Below are 16374 nucleotides of genomic sequence, written 5' to 3' on the forward strand. Positions count from 1 at the left end.
CGATGGATGCCGCCGCCGATGCTGTCGCAATCCGCCCGTTCGAACGCGCCGACACCGATGCCGTGCTCGCGGTATGGCGCGATGCGTTCCCGCAGTACGACGAAGCCGGTGCGCCGCCGCACCGCGATCCGCTGCGATCGATCGAGCTGAAGCTCGCGACGCAGCCGGAGCTGTTTTTCGTCGCGACCAGCGGCGCACGCGTCGTCGGCACGCTGATGGCGGGTTTCGACGGACATCGCGGCTGGCTCTACTCGTTCGGCGTATCGAACGACGCGCGGCGGCTCGGCATCGGCCGCGCGCTGATCGCGCATGCGGAACGCGCGCTCGCCGCGCGCGGCTGCCTGAAGATCAACCTGCAGGTGCTGCCGGGCAACGACGACGCGTGCCGCTTCTACGCGGCGCTCGGCTACCGCGTCGAGGAGCGCATCTCGTTCGGCAAGACGCTGCCGGCCGCATGACGCGACAGCCGGCCGCCGGCGATCTCAGCGCGTGATCGGCCCCGCGCCCGGCAGCGGATTGCCGAGCGCGTCGGTCGGCACGGCCTGCTGCTCGAACGCGGCGAAATAGGCGGCCCACTGCGTGTCGCTCACGCGCACGATCAGCGCGCCGTCCTGCCAGACGTCGTTGTGGTCGTTGTGGTCGTCGCCCGCACGGTGCACGTAGTTCGAGCCGGTCGAACCCTGGTTCATGTGCGTGTCGTGGATGCCGTTGCCTTCGGCATACGAGCGGCCGAACACGACGACGTCGAGCCCCTGCGACTGCGCGGCGTTCACGAGCCGCAGCAGCGACGGGATCGGCTCCGGATTCTCGGTGCCGTCCATCACGGCGCTCGCGCGCCACGCCCCCGTTTCGTTCAGGATGTCGCTGCGCAAGTAGTCGAGCGCGGGCAATGCGGCCTGCCCCGTCAGGTCGGTATAACCTTCGGTCGCGGCCGCGAGCGTCTGCGTGATCGGGTGGTGGAAATCGTAGACGAGCTTGTAGTTCAGCAAGTCGTCCGCGTCGCTGGTGCCGACGTTGATCGCGACGTCCCAGTTGCCGCCCGGCAACGCCAGCGTCAGGTGGATGTGATACTGGATCTCGCTGCCGTGCGGCGAGCCCTTCAGCTTCGCCACCGATGTCACCTTCGCCTTCACGAAACCTTAGTCCAGACTCATGCGTGCTCTCCGTGTCCCGAGGGGCCGTCGATACTACACGGCCCGTGTGTCGGTTTGTGGGCGACCGGCTTCGGGCGACCGGCTGCGGGCGACCCGCTGCGGGTGGCCGCCCCATCGCCCCCGCGCCGCGTGCGCGGCGTAACAGTCGAATGGAGTCGCATCCGAACGCACAAGTTCGATTCGAATGGCACGACACGAAAAAAAAGGCTGTCACGGCATCCCGTGACAGCCTTTCGAAAGCCCGTGTGCGACGCGCCCGGCACCTGCCGTCGCGCGCCATCGGGCCCGCTCATTCACTCACTCATTCACCGAGATACGCGGCACGCACCTTCGGATCGTCGAGCATCTGCTTCGCATCGCCTTCCATCGTGACCGTGCCCGAATCCATCACGTAACCACGGTCGGCCGCCTGCAGCGCGAGGCGTGCGTTCTGCTCGACGAGCAGCACCGTGATCCCCTCCTTCGAGATCTCGCGCACCACTTCGAAGATCTTCTCGACCATGATCGGCGACAGGCCCATCGACGGCTCGTCGAGCAGCAGCAGCTTCGGCTTCGACAGGATCGCGCGCGACATCGCCAGCATCTGCTGCTCGCCGCCCGACAGCGTGCCCGCGAGCTGCGTCGCACGCTCCTTCAGGCGCGGGAAAAAGCCGAACATACGGTCGACGTCCTTCTTGATCTGCTCGGTGTCGTTGCGCAGGTATGCGCCCATCTGCATGTTCTCGACGATCGACATCCGCGCGAAGATCCCGCGGCCTTCCGGCACCATCGCGAGGCCGCGCTTGAGCAGTTCGTGAGTCGGCACGCCCTTGATCGACTTGCCGTCGTACTCGATGTCGCCCGCCGAATACGCCTTGAGACCCGTGATCGCCTTCATCGTCGTGGTCTTGCCTGCGCCGTTCGCGCCGATCAGCGTCACGAGCTCGCCCTGACGGACTTCCATGTCAACGCCCTTGACGGCCTGGATGCCGCCGTAGTTGACCTGCAAGCCCTTGATTTTCAACATTGCCGCTGCCATCAGTGCACCCCTGCGCCGAGATATGCCTCAATCACCTTCGGATTCTTCTGCACGTCCTGCGGCAGACCCTCGGCGATCACCTTGCCGTAATCGAGCACCGTCATCCGGTTGCACAATCCCATCACGAGCTTCACGTCGTGCTCGATCAGCAGGATCGTGCGGCCGTCCGAACGGATCTTGTCGAGCAGGCGCGTGAGTTCGACCTTCTCGGTCGCGTTCATCCCGGCCGCCGGCTCGTCGAGCGCGAGCAGCTTCGGGTCGGTCGCCAATGCGCGCGCGATTTCCAGCCGGCGCTGGTGGCCGTACGACAGGTTGCGCGACGTGTAGTCGGCGTACTGCAGCACGCCGACGTATTCGAGCAGCTCGATCGCGCGTTCCTTGATCTCGCGCTCTTCCTGGCGTTCGGCCGGCGTCTGGAACACCGCGCCGAGCAGCCCGTGCTTGGTGCGCACGTGGCGGCCCACCATCACGTTCTCGAGGGCCGTCATCCCGCCGAACAGGCGGATGTTCTGGAACGTGCGCGCGATGCCCGTCTTCGCGACCTGGTGCACCGCGGTCGGCTTGTATTCCGAGCCGTCGAGCTTGAACTCGCCGGAGTCCGGCGTGTAGAGGCCCGTGATCACGTTGAAGAACGTCGTCTTGCCGGCGCCGTTCGGGCCGATCAGCCCGTAGATCTCGCCTTCCTTGATCTCGAGACCGACGTCGGACAGCGCCTGCAGGCCACCGAAGCGCTTGTTCACGCCCTTGACGGACAGTCGGATTTGCTTGTCGCTCATGTGTATATCCCCTGTGTCCGTAGGTTAAGCGCGCACCGGCTTCTTGCTGTTGCGCTTCGCCAGTTTCGCGATCTTGTCCTCATGCTTCGGCGCGGGCCACAGGCCTTCCGAGCGGTACAGCATGATGACCACCATCGCGAGGCCGTACAGCGCCTGACGGATCACTTCCGTATCGACGACGTCATGACCGAACAGCGCGTGCTGCAGCGGGCTCATCGTCGAGCGCAGGAATTCCGGGAAGATCGCGAGCAGCACCGCGCCCAGGATCACACCCGGGATGTGGCCCATGCCGCCGAGCACCACGCAGGCGAGCACGACGATCGATTCCCAGAACGTGAACGACTCGGGCGACACGAAGCCCTGGAACGCACCGAACATCGCGCCCGACAGGCCGCCGAACGACGCGCCCATCGCGAATGCGAGCAGTTTCACGTTACGGGTGTTGATGCCCATCGCCTTCGCCGCGATTTCGTCTTCGCGGATGGCGGCCCAGGCACGGCCGATACGCGAGTGCTGCAGGCGCGTACACACCCAGATCACCAGCAGCGAGCACAGCACGAACAGGTAGTAGTACATGTAGACCGACGGCAGCTGCAGGCCGAACAGCGAGTGCGTCTGCGACAGGTTGAAGCCGCCGACGTGCACCGGATCGATGCCCGTGATCCCCTTCGGGCCGTTGGTGATGTTCACCGGGCGGTCGAGGTTGTTCATGAAGATCCGGACGATTTCACCGAAGCCCAACGTCACGATCGCGAGGTAGTCGCCGCGCAGGCGCAGCGTCGGCGCGCCGAGCAGGATCCCGAAGGTCGCCGCCAGCGCCATCGCGATCGGCACGATGATCAGGAACGGGATGTGCAGGCCGTTCGGCGCGAGCGCCGCGATCCACTCGAACTGCGAGGTCAGGTGCGGCGAGCTCAGCAATGCCGCCGTGTACGCGCCCACCGCGTAGAACGCGATGTAGCCGAGGTCGAGCAGGCCGGCAAAGCCGACCACCACGTTCAGGCCCAGCGCGAGCATCACGTACAGCATCGCGAAATCGAGCACGCGGACCCAGTAGTTGCCGCCTGCCGAGCCGATGATGATCGGCGCGGCAATCACGAACGCAGCGGTCAGGATGCCGATGATGACGGTCTTGGTGGTGTTGCGCTCTTCGACGAGCGACGTCGAGGATTCAATCGGTTGAATGGATGTCATGTTGTTTGCTCCCTTCCGTTACGCGCGATCCGCGACACGTTCGCCCAACAGGCCGGACGGACGGAACACCAGCACGATGATCAGCACGACGAAGGCGAACACGTCCTGGTAGTTACTGCCGAACACACCGCCCGTGAGGTTGCCGATGTAGCCGGCCCCGAGCTGCTCGATCAGGCCGAGCAGCACGCCGCCGACCATTGCGCCGCCGAGGTTGCCGATCCCGCCCAGCACCGCGGCCGTGAATGCCTTCATGCCGGGGATGAAGCCCATGTAGAAGTGCACGTTGCCGTATTCGGACGCGATCATCACGCCGGCCAGCGCGGCAAGCGCGGAGCCGATCATGAACGTCGCCGAGATCACGAAGTTCGGGTTCACGCCCATCAGGCTCGCGGTGTTCGGGCTTTCGGCGATCGCGCGCATCGCGCGGCCGAGCTTGGTCTTGTGCACGAGCAGCAGCAGGCCGCCCATCACGAGGAACGCCACCGCGATGATCACGATTTCAGTGACCGAGATCACGGCGCCCGGCGTCGTGTCGGTCGCCTTGATCACGTTGATCGGATCGGTCGGCAGCAATTGCGGGAACGGCAGCGGGTTGCGCGACCAGATGATCATCGCGGCGGTCTGCAGCAGGATCGACACGCCGATCGCGGTGATCAGCGGGGCGAGGCGCGGTGCGCGGCGCAGCGGCCGGTATGCGACCCGTTCGATCGTGAAGCCCACGAACGCACAGACGACGGCGGCGATGCCCAGGCCGATCGTCAGCGTCGCGACGTTGCCGAGTCCGGGGAAATGGTTCTGCAGCACGGTGATGGCCGACAAGGCGACCATCGCGCCGATCATCAGCACGTCGCCGTGCGCGAAGTTGATGATGCCGAGAATGCCGTACACCATCGTGTAGCCCAACGCGATGATGGCGTAGACACTGCCGAGCACCAGCCCGTTGAGAACCTGCTGGACGAAAATATCCATTTAAAGCTCCTTGGCCCGTGCTGCCGGAGGACGGTACGCCCCGCGGGTAAGCGAGGAATCGCGCCTTCTCGGCGACACTGCGGGTACTAGTCGATACCGGTAAGGGTGGATCGTCCCGGCGCGCGCCGCCCGGCCTGTACGGCCGGACCTGCCGCCGGAGCGGATACAGAAACGGCACCGCACTGTTCCGGTGCCGTCATGAGTCCCGTCGCTAAATCGTCACGACATCGAGGACGGTGTTCGTGGCCTCCTTGAAGTCGTGGGGCAGCATGCCGAGACGGCCATCGTCCGGTTGCCCGGCATCCGTGCCTTTTCCCGTCCGGCGCGAGGCGAGCCCCGCATCCGGGCAGATCGGATTCCGTGTCGCGCCGCCCCGCAAGGCACCGCGAACGCCGTGCCCGACATTCGTCAGGACTGCGTCGGAATCCATCGTACGAACCAGACCGCGCGCCGCGACATCATGGCTCGCGGCAACACGCTGTTTCGTCGAATCGAAATGAAAGGGGGCCGGCGACATCGGCACGCTGCCCGCAGCGCCGGGCACCATGGCCGGCCTGCGTCGATCGGCGCGCACGGTCGCTGTCACGCCACGACCGGCGGCTTGCTGCGCTGCAACCTGCGTGCCCGCTGCCTGGCCGTTCGCCAGGCCAAGCGCGTTGATTTCCTCGATCGCCAAACGTGCCCCGTTTTCCTTGTCCTTGCCCAATTGCGCGATGCGGCACGCGAACGGTGCCGCACGACCGGTTCCGGCGACGCGCACGCCGCTGGCCGGCGGTGCCGCGAACACCGCAGCCTCCCTCCCCGCCCCGCCGTCGCTCTTTTTGCTGCAGCCGGCAAGCATTGCAACCGGTGCGGCGACGGACACGGCGTAAGCCAACTTCACATGCATCGAATGGTCTCCCGCGCCTTGCCAAAACCCGATTTCAAAGCCATTCAGGCCTGAAAACGGGCGCATTGTAACTCCATTTATAGGACGCCAATAATCCTGATTCGATGGGGTTTTCCTGCATTGCAACCAATTTTGAGAGACGCTTGAAAACGATGGGAGCAACCCGGTTGCACCATGAATGCAAAGAATGGTTGCGATTGCAATTCCGACGGGTAAAAAAAAGCGCGCCGGGAGGCGCGCTTCGGTGTGTCCGCAGGTGCGCTGCGTCAATCAGGCGGCGGGCGGCAGGTTCAACCCGCGCGGCAGCGGAAACGACACGTTTTCCTCGATGCCTTCGAGCGCGCGGACGTTGCGCACGCCGAGCTCGCGCAGGCGCGCGATCACGGCCTGGGCGAGCACTTCAGGTGCCGACGCGCCGGCCGTCACGCCGATGCGGCGCTTGCCCGCGACCCATGCCGGGTCGATCTGGTCGGGCGCATCGACCATGTAGGCGTCCACGCCGCGCTTCTCGGCCACTTCGCGCAGGCGGCTCGAATTCGAGCTGTTCGGGCTGCCGACGACGATCACGACATCGCATTGCGGCGCCATGAACTTCACTGCGTCCTGGCGGTTCTGCGTCGCGTAGCAGATGTCCTGCTTCTTCGGCTCGCGGATTTTCGGATACTTGGCCTTCAACGCGCCGATGATCTCGGCCGCATCGTCGACGGACAACGTCGTCTGCGTGACGAGCGCGATGCGCTCGGGATCGGCGAGCTCGAGCTTCTGCACGTCCTCGACGCTCTCGACGAGATGCATGCCGCGCTCGACCTGCCCCATCGTGCCTTCGACTTCCGGATGGCCCTTGTGGCCGATCATCACGATGTCGACGCCGTCCTGGCGCATCTTCGCCACTTCGACGTGCACCTTCGTGACGAGCGGGCAGGTTGCGTCGTAAATGCGCAACCCGCGCACGTCGGCCTCGTCGCGCACGGCCTTCGACACGCCGTGCGCACTGAAGATCACGGTATTGCCGGCCGGCACTTCCTCGAGTTCCTCGACGAAGATCGCGCCTTTCTTTTTCAGATCCTCGACCACGTACTTGTTGTGGACGATCTCGTGACGAACGTAGATCGGCGCACCGTGCATCGCGATTGCGCGCTCGACGATCTCGATCGCGCGATCGACGCCCGCGCAGAAACCGCGCGGCTGGGCCAGCAGGATTTCGGCGTCGGCTGCGACGGCCTGCCCGGACAGCGTATCGGTGGTGCTCATGATTACAGGATTCCGATGATTTTCACTTCGAACGTGAGCGCTTGGCCCGCGAGCGGATGATTGAAGTCGAACAGTGCCGAGGTCTCGCTGACTTCCTTCAGCACCCCCGCGTACCGGCCGCCGTCCGGCGCATTGAACTCGATCAGTTCGCCCGGCGTGAAATCGTCGCCGACCATCCCGTTCTCGCGCAGCGTCGACAGCGTGACGCGCTGGAGCATGTCGGGATTGCGGGGACCGAACCCCTGTTCGGGCGATAGCTGAAAAGTCGAATGGTCGCCGACCCTGAGCCCGATCAGAATCTGTTCCAGCGACGGCGCCAGTTGCCCTGCGCCGAGCAGCAGCGTGGCCGGCTTGTCGGTGAAGGTGTTGACGATGTCGGCGCCGTCGGCCAGTGCCAGCCGGTAATGCAACGTGACGTGGGAACCGGGCTTCACTTCGGATAGATCGATGAGGCTCATGAATTACTCGTTCGGTCGGCGCCCGATACGGCCGAAAGGCCCGGCGCAAAGCCAATATTGTAAGTCACCTGAGCGCGCAAGGCGGAAAGTGCGACGACGTCGCGCATACCGCCCGCCGCCAATGGAGTTTCGAGCATGCTGTCACCCTGCCTCACCCTGCCGCCCGTCGAATGCCGCGACACCGCCGATCTGCCGGCCGATCCGCCCGGCCGCGGCCTCCCGATCCGCCGGCGCAAGCGCCGCCCGCGCGACTGGCGGCCCGAGCGGCCGCGCGAGCGATTGCTGGAGCGCGGGCCGGCCGCGCTGACCAACGACGAACTGATCGCCCTGTTGCTCGGCACCGGCAAGCCGGGGCACGACGTGTTCGTCACGGCCCGCGCGCTGGTCGGGCAGTTCAAGACGTTGCGCGGGCTGCTCGAGGCAACCGCCGACGATTTCGAGGCGCACCCCGGCATCGGCCCCGCGCGCTCCGCGCGGCTGGTTGCGGTCACCGAGATCGCGCGGCGCGTACTGAAGGAGAAAGCGCGCGAGAAGCGGCTGATCGATTCGCCCGGCGCGGTCGAGGACTATCTGCGGATAAAGATTGGCGCGCGCCCGTACGAAGTGTTCGCCGCGGTCTACCTCGACGCGCGCCACGGCCTGATCGACACCGAGGAAATCACGCGCGGCTCGCTGACGCGCATGGCCGTCTACCCGCGCGAGATCGTGCGCAGCGCGATGGCGCACAACGCCGCCGCGCTGATCGTCGCGCACAACCATCCGTCGGGCGCGGTGCAGCCGAGCGCCGAGGATCGGCGCCTGACCCGCGTGCTGCACGACGCGCTCGCGCTCGTCGACGTTCAGCTGCTCGATCACGTCGTCATCGGCACCAGTGATACTTTTTCGTTCGCACGGGCCGGTTGGCTGTAGACTGTGCGGTTGCGGCCCGCCTGAGGGCGCCGCAACGGCGATGCGAAATTAGGTTTGATTTTTCTGAACTTTTTCTGCTAGAATCGCCGTCTGTCTTTTTTCCAACCAGTTCTAGCCATCGAAGGGCCTTGTCTGTAAGGGCTTCGGCGTTCTGAGTGCAGCCATGGATCACGTGGCGGTACGATGGAACCTTCATCGGCGATCGAACCCCGAATTTAGCGTATTAGGAGTGCTCTCATGGCACGCGTATGCCAAGTAACTGGGAAAGCGCCGATGAGCGGCAACAACGTTTCCCACGCCAACAACAAGACGAAGCGCCGCTTCCTGCCGAACCTGCAAAACCGCCGGTTCTGGGTAGAGAGCGAAAACCGCTGGGTGCGCCTGCGCGTCTCGAACGCCGGCCTGCGCCTGATCGACAAGAACGGCATCGATTCCGTGCTCGCTGACCTGCGCGCACGCGGCGAAGCCTAAGCCCAAGGAGCACAATCATGGCAAAAGGCGCACGCGACAAGATCAAGCTCGAGTCGACCGCTGGTACGGGTCACTTCTACACGACCACGAAGAACAAGCGCAACATGCCGGAAAAGATGGCGATCAAGAAGTTCGATCCCGTCGTCCGCAAGCATGTGGAATACAAAGAAACCAAGATCAAGTAATCTCCGGTTTCTGCCAGCCTGACGGCGACCGAAAAGCCCCGCACATGCGGGGCTTTTTGTTTTGCGCGCACGCTCCGGCGCGACGCGGTATGCTCTCCCCTTTCCGCGGCTGCGGCCGCCGGAACGCACAAGATCAAAAGCGTAACGATGGAGATGCAGCATGAAATTCGACGTGGCGATCGTCGGCAGCGGCCTGGCAGGGCTGTCGGTCGCACTCAACCTGGCCAGCACGCGACGTGTCGCGCTGATCGCGAAACGTTCGATGATGGAGGGGGCAAGCGATAACGCGCAAGGCGGCATCGCGGCCGTCCTCGATTCGGCGGACAGCATCGAGAACCACGTCGACGACACGCTGGTCGCCGGCGGCGGGCTGTGCGACGAAGGCGCGACGCGCTACATCGTAGAGCACGGCCGCGAAGCGATCGAATGGCTGATCTCCCAGGGCGTGCCGTTCACGAAGGACGACGCTGCCGAGCTCGGCTTCCACCTCACGCGCGAAGGCGGCCACAGCCACCGCCGGATCATCCACGCGGCCGACGCGACCGGCCACGCGGTGCTCGCGACGCTGTCGGCGCGGGCGCGCCAGCATCCGAACATTACGTTCTTCGAGAACCACCACGCGATCGACCTGATCACGTCGGACCGCCTCGGCCTGCCCGGCCGCCGCTGTCACGGCCTGTATGCGCTCGACGTCGACAACGACCGCACGATCACGATCGAGGCACCGCATACCGTGCTCGCGACCGGCGGCGCCGGCAAGGTCTACCTGTACACGACGAACCCCGACACCGCGACCGGCGACGGCATCGCGATGGCGTGGCGCGCGGGCTGCCGCGTGTCCAACATGGAATTCATCCAGTTCCACCCGACCTGCCTGTTCCATCCGTATGCAAAGTCGTTCCTGATCTCGGAAGCCGTGCGCGGCGAAGGCGGCCTGCTGAAGTTGCCCGACGGTACGCGCTTCATGCCCGCGCACGATCCTCGCGCCGAACTCGCGCCGCGCGACATCGTCGCACGCGCGATCGACTTCGAGATCAAGAAGCGCGGGATCGACTGCGTATATCTCGACATCAGCCACCAGCCGGAAGCGTTCCTGCGCGAGCACTTCCCGACGATCCACGCGCGCTGCCTCGAATTCGGCATCGATATCGCGAAGCAGCCGATTCCCGTCGTGCCGGCCGCACACTACACGTGCGGCGGCGTCGTCACCGATCTCGCCGGGCGCACCGATCTCGCGGGCCTGTATGCGGTCGGCGAAACGTCGTACACCGGGCTCCACGGTGCGAACCGGCTCGCGAGCAACTCGCTGCTCGAATGTCTCGTGATCGGCCGCGCGGCGGCCGGGGCGATCGAGGCGGCCGGTTTCGATGCCGAAACGCCCGCCACGCTGCCCGCGTGGGACGAAAGCCGCGTGTCGGATGCGGACGAGGAAGTCGTCGTTGCGCACAACTGGGACGAGCTGCGCCGCCTGATGTGGAACTACGTCGGCATCGTGCGTACCGACAAGCGCCTCGAACGCGCGAAGCACCGGCTGTCGCTGCTGCGCGACGAGATCCAGGAGTACTACGCGAACTTCCGCGTGACGCGCGACCTGCTCGAACTGCGCAACCTCGTCGACGTGGCGACACTGATCGTGAAAAGCGCGTACTCACGCCGCGAAAGCCGCGGGCTGCACTACAGCCGCGACTGGCCGAACACGCTGCCGAAGGCGCTTCCGAGCGTGCTCACGCCCCGCTCGCGCCGCTGACCACCACGCCGTTCCCGGCTGCGGCCCACAAAAAAGCCGCTGGCGTTTGCGCGCCAGCGGCTCTTTTTTCGTCAGACGGTATGTCGCGCGATCAGTCGACGATCCGCATCGAATAGTCCGTCGCGCGCACGTCCTTCGTCAGCGCGCCGATCGAGATACGGTCGACACCCGTTTCCGCGAACGCACGCACCGTATCGAAGTTGACGCCGCCCGACACTTCGAGCACGGCCTTGCCGTTCGCGACACGCACCGCTTCACGCATCATGTCGAGCGTGAAGTTGTCGAGCAGCACCGACTGCGCGCGATGCGCGAGCGCCGTATCGAGTTGCGCGAGCGTCTCGACTTCGACCTGCACGGGCACGCCCGACTCCAGCGCGAACGCCGCGTCGAGCGCCTCGCCGACACCGCCTGCCGCTGCGATGTGGTTCTCCTTGATCAGGATGCCGTCATACAGCGCGAGACGCTGGTTCTCGCCGCCGCCGACACGCACAGCGTATTTCTGCGCGAGCCGCAGGCCCGGCAGCGTCTTGCGCGTATCGAGGATCTTCGCGCGCGTGCCTTCGACGCGCTCGACGTAACGGCGCGTCGCAGTCGCGACCCCCGACAGCAATTGCAGGAAGTTCAGTCCGTTGCGCTCGGCCGTCAGCAGTGCACGGGCCGGCCCTTCGAGTTCGCAGACGGTCGAATCGGGCGTCATCCGGTCGCCTTCGCGATAGCGCCATTGCACGACGATCGCCGGATCGATTCGCGCAATCACGGCCTCGAACCACGGTACACCGCACAGCACGGCGTCTTCCCGCACGATGATGCGCGCCCGGCGACGCCCGCCGGCCGGCACGAGCCGCCCGGTCTGGTCGCCCGTGCCGACGTCTTCCGCGATCGCATCGGCCACGTTGCGCGCGATCGCGTCGTCGAATGCCGCACCGTATTGCTCACGGACGACGTCGAACAGCGGGGATACGGCTGCGTTCGTCATGCAGCCCCCACGTTCGCAAACAGTTGCTGGTCGCGCTGCAGATCGCCGCTCGCCTGCACGCGCTTCTTGTGCGCCGCTGCGAAGTCGAGCATCCGGTCGATCGGCAGACGTGCACGCTCGCCGATCGCGGGATCGACGAAGATCTCGTTGTGACCGCGTTCGAGCACGTCGGCGAGGTTCGCGAGGCCGTTCATCGCCATCCACGGGCAATGTGCGCAGCTCTTGCAGGTTGCGCTGTTGCCGGCCGTCGGTGCGGCGATGAAGGTCTTGCCCGGCGCAGCAAGCTGCATCTTGTGCAGGATGCCGAGATCGGTCGCGACGATGAAGCGCGTCGCGTCGAATTTCACGGCTGCGTCGATCAATTGCGTCGTCGAGCCGACGACGTCCGCCTGTGCGACGACATTTTCCGGCGACTCGGGGTGGACGAGCACCTTCGCGTCCGGATACTCGGCGCGCAGCAGGTCGAGTTCGATGCCCTTGAACTCGTCGTGGACGAGGCACGAGCCTTGCCACAACAGCATGTCCGCGCCGGTTTTCTTCTGGATGTAGCTGCCGAGATGGCGATCCGGCGCCCAGATGATCTTCTCGCCGCGCGCATGCAGGTCGGCCACGATCTCGAGGCCGATCGACGACGTGACCATCCAGTCCGCGCGCGCCTTCACGGCAGCGCTGGTATTCGCGTAGACGACGACGGTACGGTCGGGATGAGCATCGCAGAACGCCGAGAATTCGTCGACCGGGCAGCCGAGGTCGAGCGAGCAGGTCGCATCGAGGTCGGGCATCAGGATCCGCTTGTTCGGGCTCAGGATCTTCGCGGTTTCGCCCATGAAGCGCACGCCGGCGACGACCAGTGTCTGCGCGTCGTGATCGCGGCCGAAGCGGGCCATTTCGAGCGAGTCGGCGACACAGCCGCCCGTTTCGTCGGCCAGTTCCTGCAATTCGGCGTCGACGTAGTAGTGCGCGACCAGGACGGCCTTTTCACGCACGAGTAGCGCCTTGATACGTGCCTTCAGTGCAGCGCGCTCTTCGGCGGACGGTGCGTCGGGCACCTTGGCCCATGCCTGCCCCACGCCGCACACGGTCCCTGCTGCGACGGGCCGATCGTATTCGACGGGTTTGATCGTCGATTGCATCTCCATATCTCCTGTCGATCCAAGTTAGCGCTTTAGCGCTTACTTGGATCCCATGCTTCGCGGTCGATCCAAGTTAGCGCTTTGGCGCTTACCTGGATCCCATGCTTCGCGGTCGATCCAAGTTAGCGCTTTGGCGCTTACCTGGATCCCATGCTTCGCGGTCGATCCAAGTTAGCGCTTTAGCGCTTACCTGGATCCCATGCTTCGCGGTCGATCCAAGTTAGTGCTTTGGCGCTTCCCTGGATCCCATGCTTCGCGGTCGACCAGCATCGGCGCCTTGGCGCCCCCTCCGGCCTCACCCCCGTGCTCGCCCCGGGGCAACCATTCGCCGCCGCCCCAAGCCTCATACAAATCCGGCCCAACCGGTCACCTTCAAAAACCGGAAGTCCAAATAAAAAACCCCGCCAACGCGGGGTTTTTGACGTCCTTAGATTCTAATCGATTTCGAATCAGGCGTAGCGGCGCAGGCGCGTGGCGAATTCCTGCAGCGCCTTGATGCCGCTTTGTTCTGCGCGATGGCACCAATCCTGCAATTGCGCGAGAAGCTGTTCGCGCGATGCGGTCGAACGATCCCAGATCGCGGCCAGATCCTGGCGGAGCTGGAAGTACGTGTGCAGCTTCTGGCTGTTCGCGAAGATTTCCGGCAGCAGCTTCTTCTGCGGCTCGTCGAGGCCGTCGGCATCCTTGTGGAACCACTTGCGCGCACCACGCATCAGCTGGTACTTCTCGCCGCCGATTTCCTTCAGGTGCGCAAGCTCCTGGCGGTATGCGCGCTTCACGGCCTTGCCGTAGCGCGCCATCACTTCGTAGCGGTTCGACAGCACGGCCTGCAGCGTTTCCTGGTCGAGCACCGTCTTCGGCTTGTTCAGGCGCGGCGTCGGTGCGACCTTCTTCACCTTCGCGAGACCGAATGCCGACATGATGCGGATGTACATCCAGCCGATGTCGAACTCATACCACTTGTTCGACAGCTTCGCCGACGTCGCGAACGTGTGGTGGTTGTTGTGCAGCTCTTCGCCGCCGATCACGATGCCCCACGGGAACAGGTTCGTGCTCGCGTCGGCCGAGTTGAAGTTGCGATAACCCCAGAAGTGACCGAAGCCGTTGACGACGCCAGCCGCCCAGAACGGAATCCAGACCATCTGCACGGCCCAGACGGTCAGGCCGAGCACGCCGAACAGCGCGACGTCGATCACCATCATCAGGCTCACGCCGAGGATCGGGTACTTCGAGTAGATGTTGCGTTCGATCCAGTCGTTCGGCGTGCCGTGGCTGAACTTGCGCATCGTCTCTTCATTCTTCGCTTCCGCGCGATACAGCTCGGCGCCCTCGAGGAACACCTTCCAGATGCCGCGCGTCTGCGGGCTGTGCGGATCTTCCTCGGTCTCGCACTTCGCATGGTGCTTGCGGTGAATCGCGGCCCACTGGCCCGTCAGCATGCCGGTCGTCATCCACAGCCAGAGGCGGAAGAAGTGGCTCGCGATCGGATGCAGCTCGAGTGCGCGATGCGCCTGGCAGCGGTGCAGGTAGACCGTCACGCCGATGATCGTGACGTGCGTGACGGCGAGCGCGAACAGCGCGACCTGCCACCACGAAAAATGCAGGAGCCCGTGGGAAAGAAAATCGAGCAGGGAATTCAACAAGGCAGTTACCTGTGATGAGAGCGACGCCGGCCCGCGCCAAGCGTCAGAAAAATGAAAGCATACCGCGTGTAGACCAGAATTTTACTTCAACCGTTCCAAGTCTTTGTAAAAAATGAACATTTTCTTGCCCTGACGCAACCAGCGCAGTCCATGGGCGGACTCGGAACGGCCCGCGATCCGGTTTCGACCGCGGGGTCGATACGCTTGGCGGCCAGCTTGCGCTACGCAGCCGGTGCGCGCCCGTCCACCGCGCCGTTGCCGGCCGCCACGCCCGCGGCAGGAAAGCTGTCCGGCAGCCCCACGACCCGCACTTCGCGCTGCGGGAACGGGATCGAAATCCCGTGCTCGCTGAACAGCCGCCAGATATTGCGGTTCACGGTCGAACGCACGCCGGACGTCCCTTTCGCCGAGTCCTCGATCCAGAAACCGAGCTCCAGGTCGATCCCGTCCGCACCGAAACCCACCAGATACGGGGTCGGAGCCGGCTCCTCCAGCACGCGCGGCACGTCCCTGGCCGCCTCGGCGAGCAACACGAGCGCGTGCTCGACATCGCTGGTGTACGCAACCTGCACCGCGACCTTCGCGTAGCCGCGCGTCAGGTACGACGACTGGTTCTGCACGACGTCGGTGATCAGTTTCTCGTTCGGAATCAGCGTCTCGTTGCCGTCGAGGCCGCGCACGACCGTGTAGCGCGTGCGAATCTGCGTGACGACGCCCTGCAGCCCGCCGACGCTGATCGCGTCGCCGAGCCGCAGCGAACGGTCGAGCAGGATGATGAAACCCGACACGTAGTTGCTGGCGATCTTCTGCAGCCCGAAACCGAGGCCGACACCCACCGCGCCGCCGAACACGCCGAGCACCGTCACGTCGATGCCGACCAGCGACAGCCCGATCAGGATCGCCGCAAATACCAGCAGCGCGCGGCCGACCCGCGACAACACGACCTTCAGGTTCGCGTCGAGCGTGCTTGCGCGCGTGAGGCGGTCCTCGAGCACCGAGCCCAGCCACATCGCGACCATCAGCGTCACGCATACCCATAGCGCGCCGGAAATCACCGACAGCAGCGTGAGGTGCGCGTTGGCGACGCGGAACTGCACGCTGTCGAGCCAGCCCAGCACGTCGCGCTGGATGCCCAGCACGGTCAGCACCATCGCGGCCCACACGACGGTCGACACGATCTTCTCGACGATCGACAGCCACGCATGCGTGTGGCCGTCGCGCGCGAACACGCGCCGCGCGAAGAAGAACAGCACGTAGATCAGCCCGATGCCGAACAGCGGCACGAGCGCCAGCGACAGCAGCGACGTCGACATGAACGGGTCGAACGCGAGTTGCGCGGCGCCGACGAAGACGCTGCCGAACAACGGGAACAGTGCGCGCTTCAGGCTTTGCGCGCCCGCGCCGGGTGCGCGGCCGGCTGCCCGGCGGCGTGCATCGATGCGGCCGTGCACGAAGCGCGCGGTCACCCATGCGAAACACAGCGCGCCGACGAGGATCGCCGCCTGCCAGATCATCACCGGCTGGTGGAAGTCACGAATGACCGATTCCAGCCGGTGCGACAGCAGGCGGCTCTGCAGGTTTTCCATCGTCAGTCCGGGCAG

General features: G+C 65.0%; 17 protein-coding genes. 5 read left to right on the forward strand and 12 right to left on the reverse strand.

Annotated features, from left to right (window positions below; all coding sequences use genetic code 11):
- Positions 1-2: 2 nt before the first annotated feature.
- Positions 3-458: a GNAT family acetyltransferase gene (locus tag AB3K92_RS36085; protein ID WP_021160763.1), complete on the forward strand. Its 456-nt coding sequence runs from the start codon at positions 3-5 to the stop codon at positions 456-458.
- Between the two features lie 24 nt (positions 459-482).
- Here AB3K92_RS36085 and AB3K92_RS36090 read toward each other — a convergent pair whose 3' ends face one another.
- The 8 genes from AB3K92_RS36090 to AB3K92_RS36125 all read right to left on the reverse strand — a co-directional run bounded on the left by AB3K92_RS36090 (position 483) and on the right by AB3K92_RS36125 (position 7709).
- Positions 483-1133, reverse strand: a complete 651-nt coding sequence (locus AB3K92_RS36090; protein WP_369466756.1) for a DUF2278 family protein — start codon at positions 1131-1133, stop codon at positions 483-485.
- Positions 1134-1455: 322 nt separating this feature from the next.
- Entirely contained in the window at positions 1456-2172 is a 717-nt protein-coding gene (locus AB3K92_RS36095; protein ID WP_042975782.1) for an ABC transporter ATP-binding protein, read from the reverse strand.
- Entirely contained in the window at positions 2172-2948 is a 777-nt protein-coding gene (locus tag AB3K92_RS36100; protein WP_021160760.1) for an ABC transporter ATP-binding protein, read from the reverse strand. The genes AB3K92_RS36095 and AB3K92_RS36100 overlap by 1 nt, the downstream gene beginning before the upstream one ends.
- 24 nt (positions 2949-2972) lie before the next feature.
- On the reverse strand, positions 2973-4142 hold the full coding sequence (locus AB3K92_RS36105) for a branched-chain amino acid ABC transporter permease (protein ID WP_021160759.1): 1170 nt from the start codon (positions 4140-4142) through the stop codon (positions 2973-2975).
- A gap of 18 nt (positions 4143-4160) precedes the next feature.
- On the reverse strand, positions 4161-5111 hold the full coding sequence (locus AB3K92_RS36110; RefSeq protein ID WP_021160758.1) for a branched-chain amino acid ABC transporter permease: 951 nt from the start codon (positions 5109-5111) through the stop codon (positions 4161-4163).
- A gap of 211 nt (positions 5112-5322) precedes the next feature.
- Complete coding sequence (locus AB3K92_RS36115) at positions 5323-6066, reverse strand: amino acid-binding protein (RefSeq protein ID WP_369466757.1); 744 nt, start codon at positions 6064-6066, stop codon at positions 5323-5325.
- A gap of 204 nt (positions 6067-6270) precedes the next feature.
- Complete coding sequence (gene ispH, locus AB3K92_RS36120; protein WP_321937365.1) at positions 6271-7251, reverse strand: 4-hydroxy-3-methylbut-2-enyl diphosphate reductase; 981 nt, start codon at positions 7249-7251, stop codon at positions 6271-6273.
- Positions 7252-7253: 2 nt separating this feature from the next.
- Positions 7254-7709 carry a peptidylprolyl isomerase gene (locus AB3K92_RS36125; protein ID WP_021160755.1) on the reverse strand — a complete coding sequence of 152 codons (456 nt, stop codon included), beginning with the start codon at positions 7707-7709 and terminating at the stop codon, positions 7254-7256.
- 135 nt (positions 7710-7844) lie between these two features.
- Between AB3K92_RS36125 and radC the strand changes: the two genes are divergently transcribed.
- From radC to nadB, 4 genes are all read left to right on the forward strand, one after another.
- Positions 7845-8618 (forward strand): DNA repair protein RadC, encoded by a 774-nt coding sequence (gene radC / locus AB3K92_RS36130; RefSeq protein ID WP_369466758.1) that lies wholly within the window; start codon positions 7845-7847, stop codon positions 8616-8618.
- A 237-nt stretch (positions 8619-8855) separates the two neighbouring features.
- The gene (rpmB, locus tag AB3K92_RS36135; RefSeq protein ID WP_004186391.1) at positions 8856-9089 is read left to right on the forward strand and encodes a 50S ribosomal protein L28; all 234 of its coding nucleotides are present in this window, start codon (positions 8856-8858) and stop codon (positions 9087-9089) included.
- 17 nt (positions 9090-9106) lie between these two features.
- Entirely contained in the window at positions 9107-9274 is a 168-nt protein-coding gene (gene rpmG, locus AB3K92_RS36140) for a 50S ribosomal protein L33 (RefSeq protein WP_006478046.1), read from the forward strand.
- 160 nt (positions 9275-9434) lie between these two features.
- Positions 9435-11021, forward strand: a complete 1587-nt coding sequence (gene nadB, locus AB3K92_RS36145; RefSeq protein WP_021160752.1) for an L-aspartate oxidase — start codon at positions 9435-9437, stop codon at positions 11019-11021.
- Between the two features lie 91 nt (positions 11022-11112).
- On the opposite strand, the gene nadC is transcribed toward nadB, so the two are convergent.
- From nadC to AB3K92_RS36165, 4 genes are all read right to left on the reverse strand, one after another.
- The gene (gene nadC, locus AB3K92_RS36150; protein WP_021160751.1) at positions 11113-11997 is read right to left on the reverse strand and encodes a carboxylating nicotinate-nucleotide diphosphorylase; all 885 of its coding nucleotides are present in this window, start codon (positions 11995-11997) and stop codon (positions 11113-11115) included.
- The gene (gene nadA, locus AB3K92_RS36155; protein WP_021160750.1) at positions 11994-13130 is read right to left on the reverse strand and encodes a quinolinate synthase NadA; all 1137 of its coding nucleotides are present in this window, start codon (positions 13128-13130) and stop codon (positions 11994-11996) included. The genes nadC and nadA overlap by 4 nt, the downstream gene beginning before the upstream one ends.
- A 449-nt stretch (positions 13131-13579) precedes the next feature.
- Complete coding sequence (locus tag AB3K92_RS36160) at positions 13580-14773, reverse strand: acyl-CoA desaturase (protein WP_027786669.1); 1194 nt, start codon at positions 14771-14773, stop codon at positions 13580-13582.
- Between the two features lie 221 nt (positions 14774-14994).
- A complete protein-coding gene (locus AB3K92_RS36165) occupies positions 14995-16359 on the reverse strand; it encodes a mechanosensitive ion channel family protein (protein WP_059621144.1) in 1365 nt (454 codons plus the stop codon).
- Positions 16360-16374: the final 15 nt, after the last annotated feature.

This window comes from Burkholderia sp. Bmkn7 (genome assembly GCF_041103175.1).
Taxonomy (GTDB): domain Bacteria; phylum Pseudomonadota; class Gammaproteobacteria; order Burkholderiales; family Burkholderiaceae; genus Burkholderia; species Burkholderia cepacia.

Bases quoted from the DNA above. Each gene is read 5' to 3' on its own strand.
- AB3K92_RS36100 (WP_021160760.1), bottom strand. From the start codon at position 2,948: ATGAGCGACAAGCAAATCCGACTGTCCGTCAAGGGCGTGAACAAGCGC.
- rpmB (WP_004186391.1), top strand. From the start codon at position 8,856: ATGGCACGCGTATGCCAAGTAACTGGGAAAGCGCCGATGAGCGGCAAC.
- nadC (WP_021160751.1), bottom strand. From the start codon at position 11,997: ATGACGAACGCAGCCGTATCCCCGCTGTTCGACGTCGTCCGTGAGCAA.
- AB3K92_RS36110 (WP_021160758.1), bottom strand. From the start codon at position 5,111: ATGGATATTTTCGTCCAGCAGGTTCTCAACGGGCTGGTGCTCGGCAGT.
- rpmG (WP_006478046.1), top strand. From the start codon at position 9,107: ATGGCAAAAGGCGCACGCGACAAGATCAAGCTCGAGTCGACCGCTGGT.
- AB3K92_RS36085 (WP_021160763.1), top strand. From the start codon at position 3: ATGGATGCCGCCGCCGATGCTGTCGCAATCCGCCCGTTCGAACGCGCC.
- AB3K92_RS36115 (WP_369466757.1), bottom strand. From the start codon at position 6,066: ATGCGCCCGTTTTCAGGCCTGAATGGCTTTGAAATCGGGTTTTGGCAA.
- nadB (WP_021160752.1), top strand. From the start codon at position 9,435: ATGAAATTCGACGTGGCGATCGTCGGCAGCGGCCTGGCAGGGCTGTCG.
- AB3K92_RS36165 (WP_059621144.1), bottom strand. From the start codon at position 16,359: ATGGAAAACCTGCAGAGCCGCCTGCTGTCGCACCGGCTGGAATCGGTC.
- nadA (WP_021160750.1), bottom strand. From the start codon at position 13,130: ATGCAATCGACGATCAAACCCGTCGAATACGATCGGCCCGTCGCAGCA.
- AB3K92_RS36125 (WP_021160755.1), bottom strand. From the start codon at position 7,709: ATGAGCCTCATCGATCTATCCGAAGTGAAGCCCGGTTCCCACGTCACG.
- ispH (WP_321937365.1), bottom strand. From the start codon at position 7,251: ATGAGCACCACCGATACGCTGTCCGGGCAGGCCGTCGCAGCCGACGCC.
- radC (WP_369466758.1), top strand. From the start codon at position 7,845: ATGCTGTCACCCTGCCTCACCCTGCCGCCCGTCGAATGCCGCGACACC.
- AB3K92_RS36105 (WP_021160759.1), bottom strand. From the start codon at position 4,142: ATGACATCCATTCAACCGATTGAATCCTCGACGTCGCTCGTCGAAGAG.
- AB3K92_RS36095 (WP_042975782.1), bottom strand. From the start codon at position 2,172: ATGGCAGCGGCAATGTTGAAAATCAAGGGCTTGCAGGTCAACTACGGC.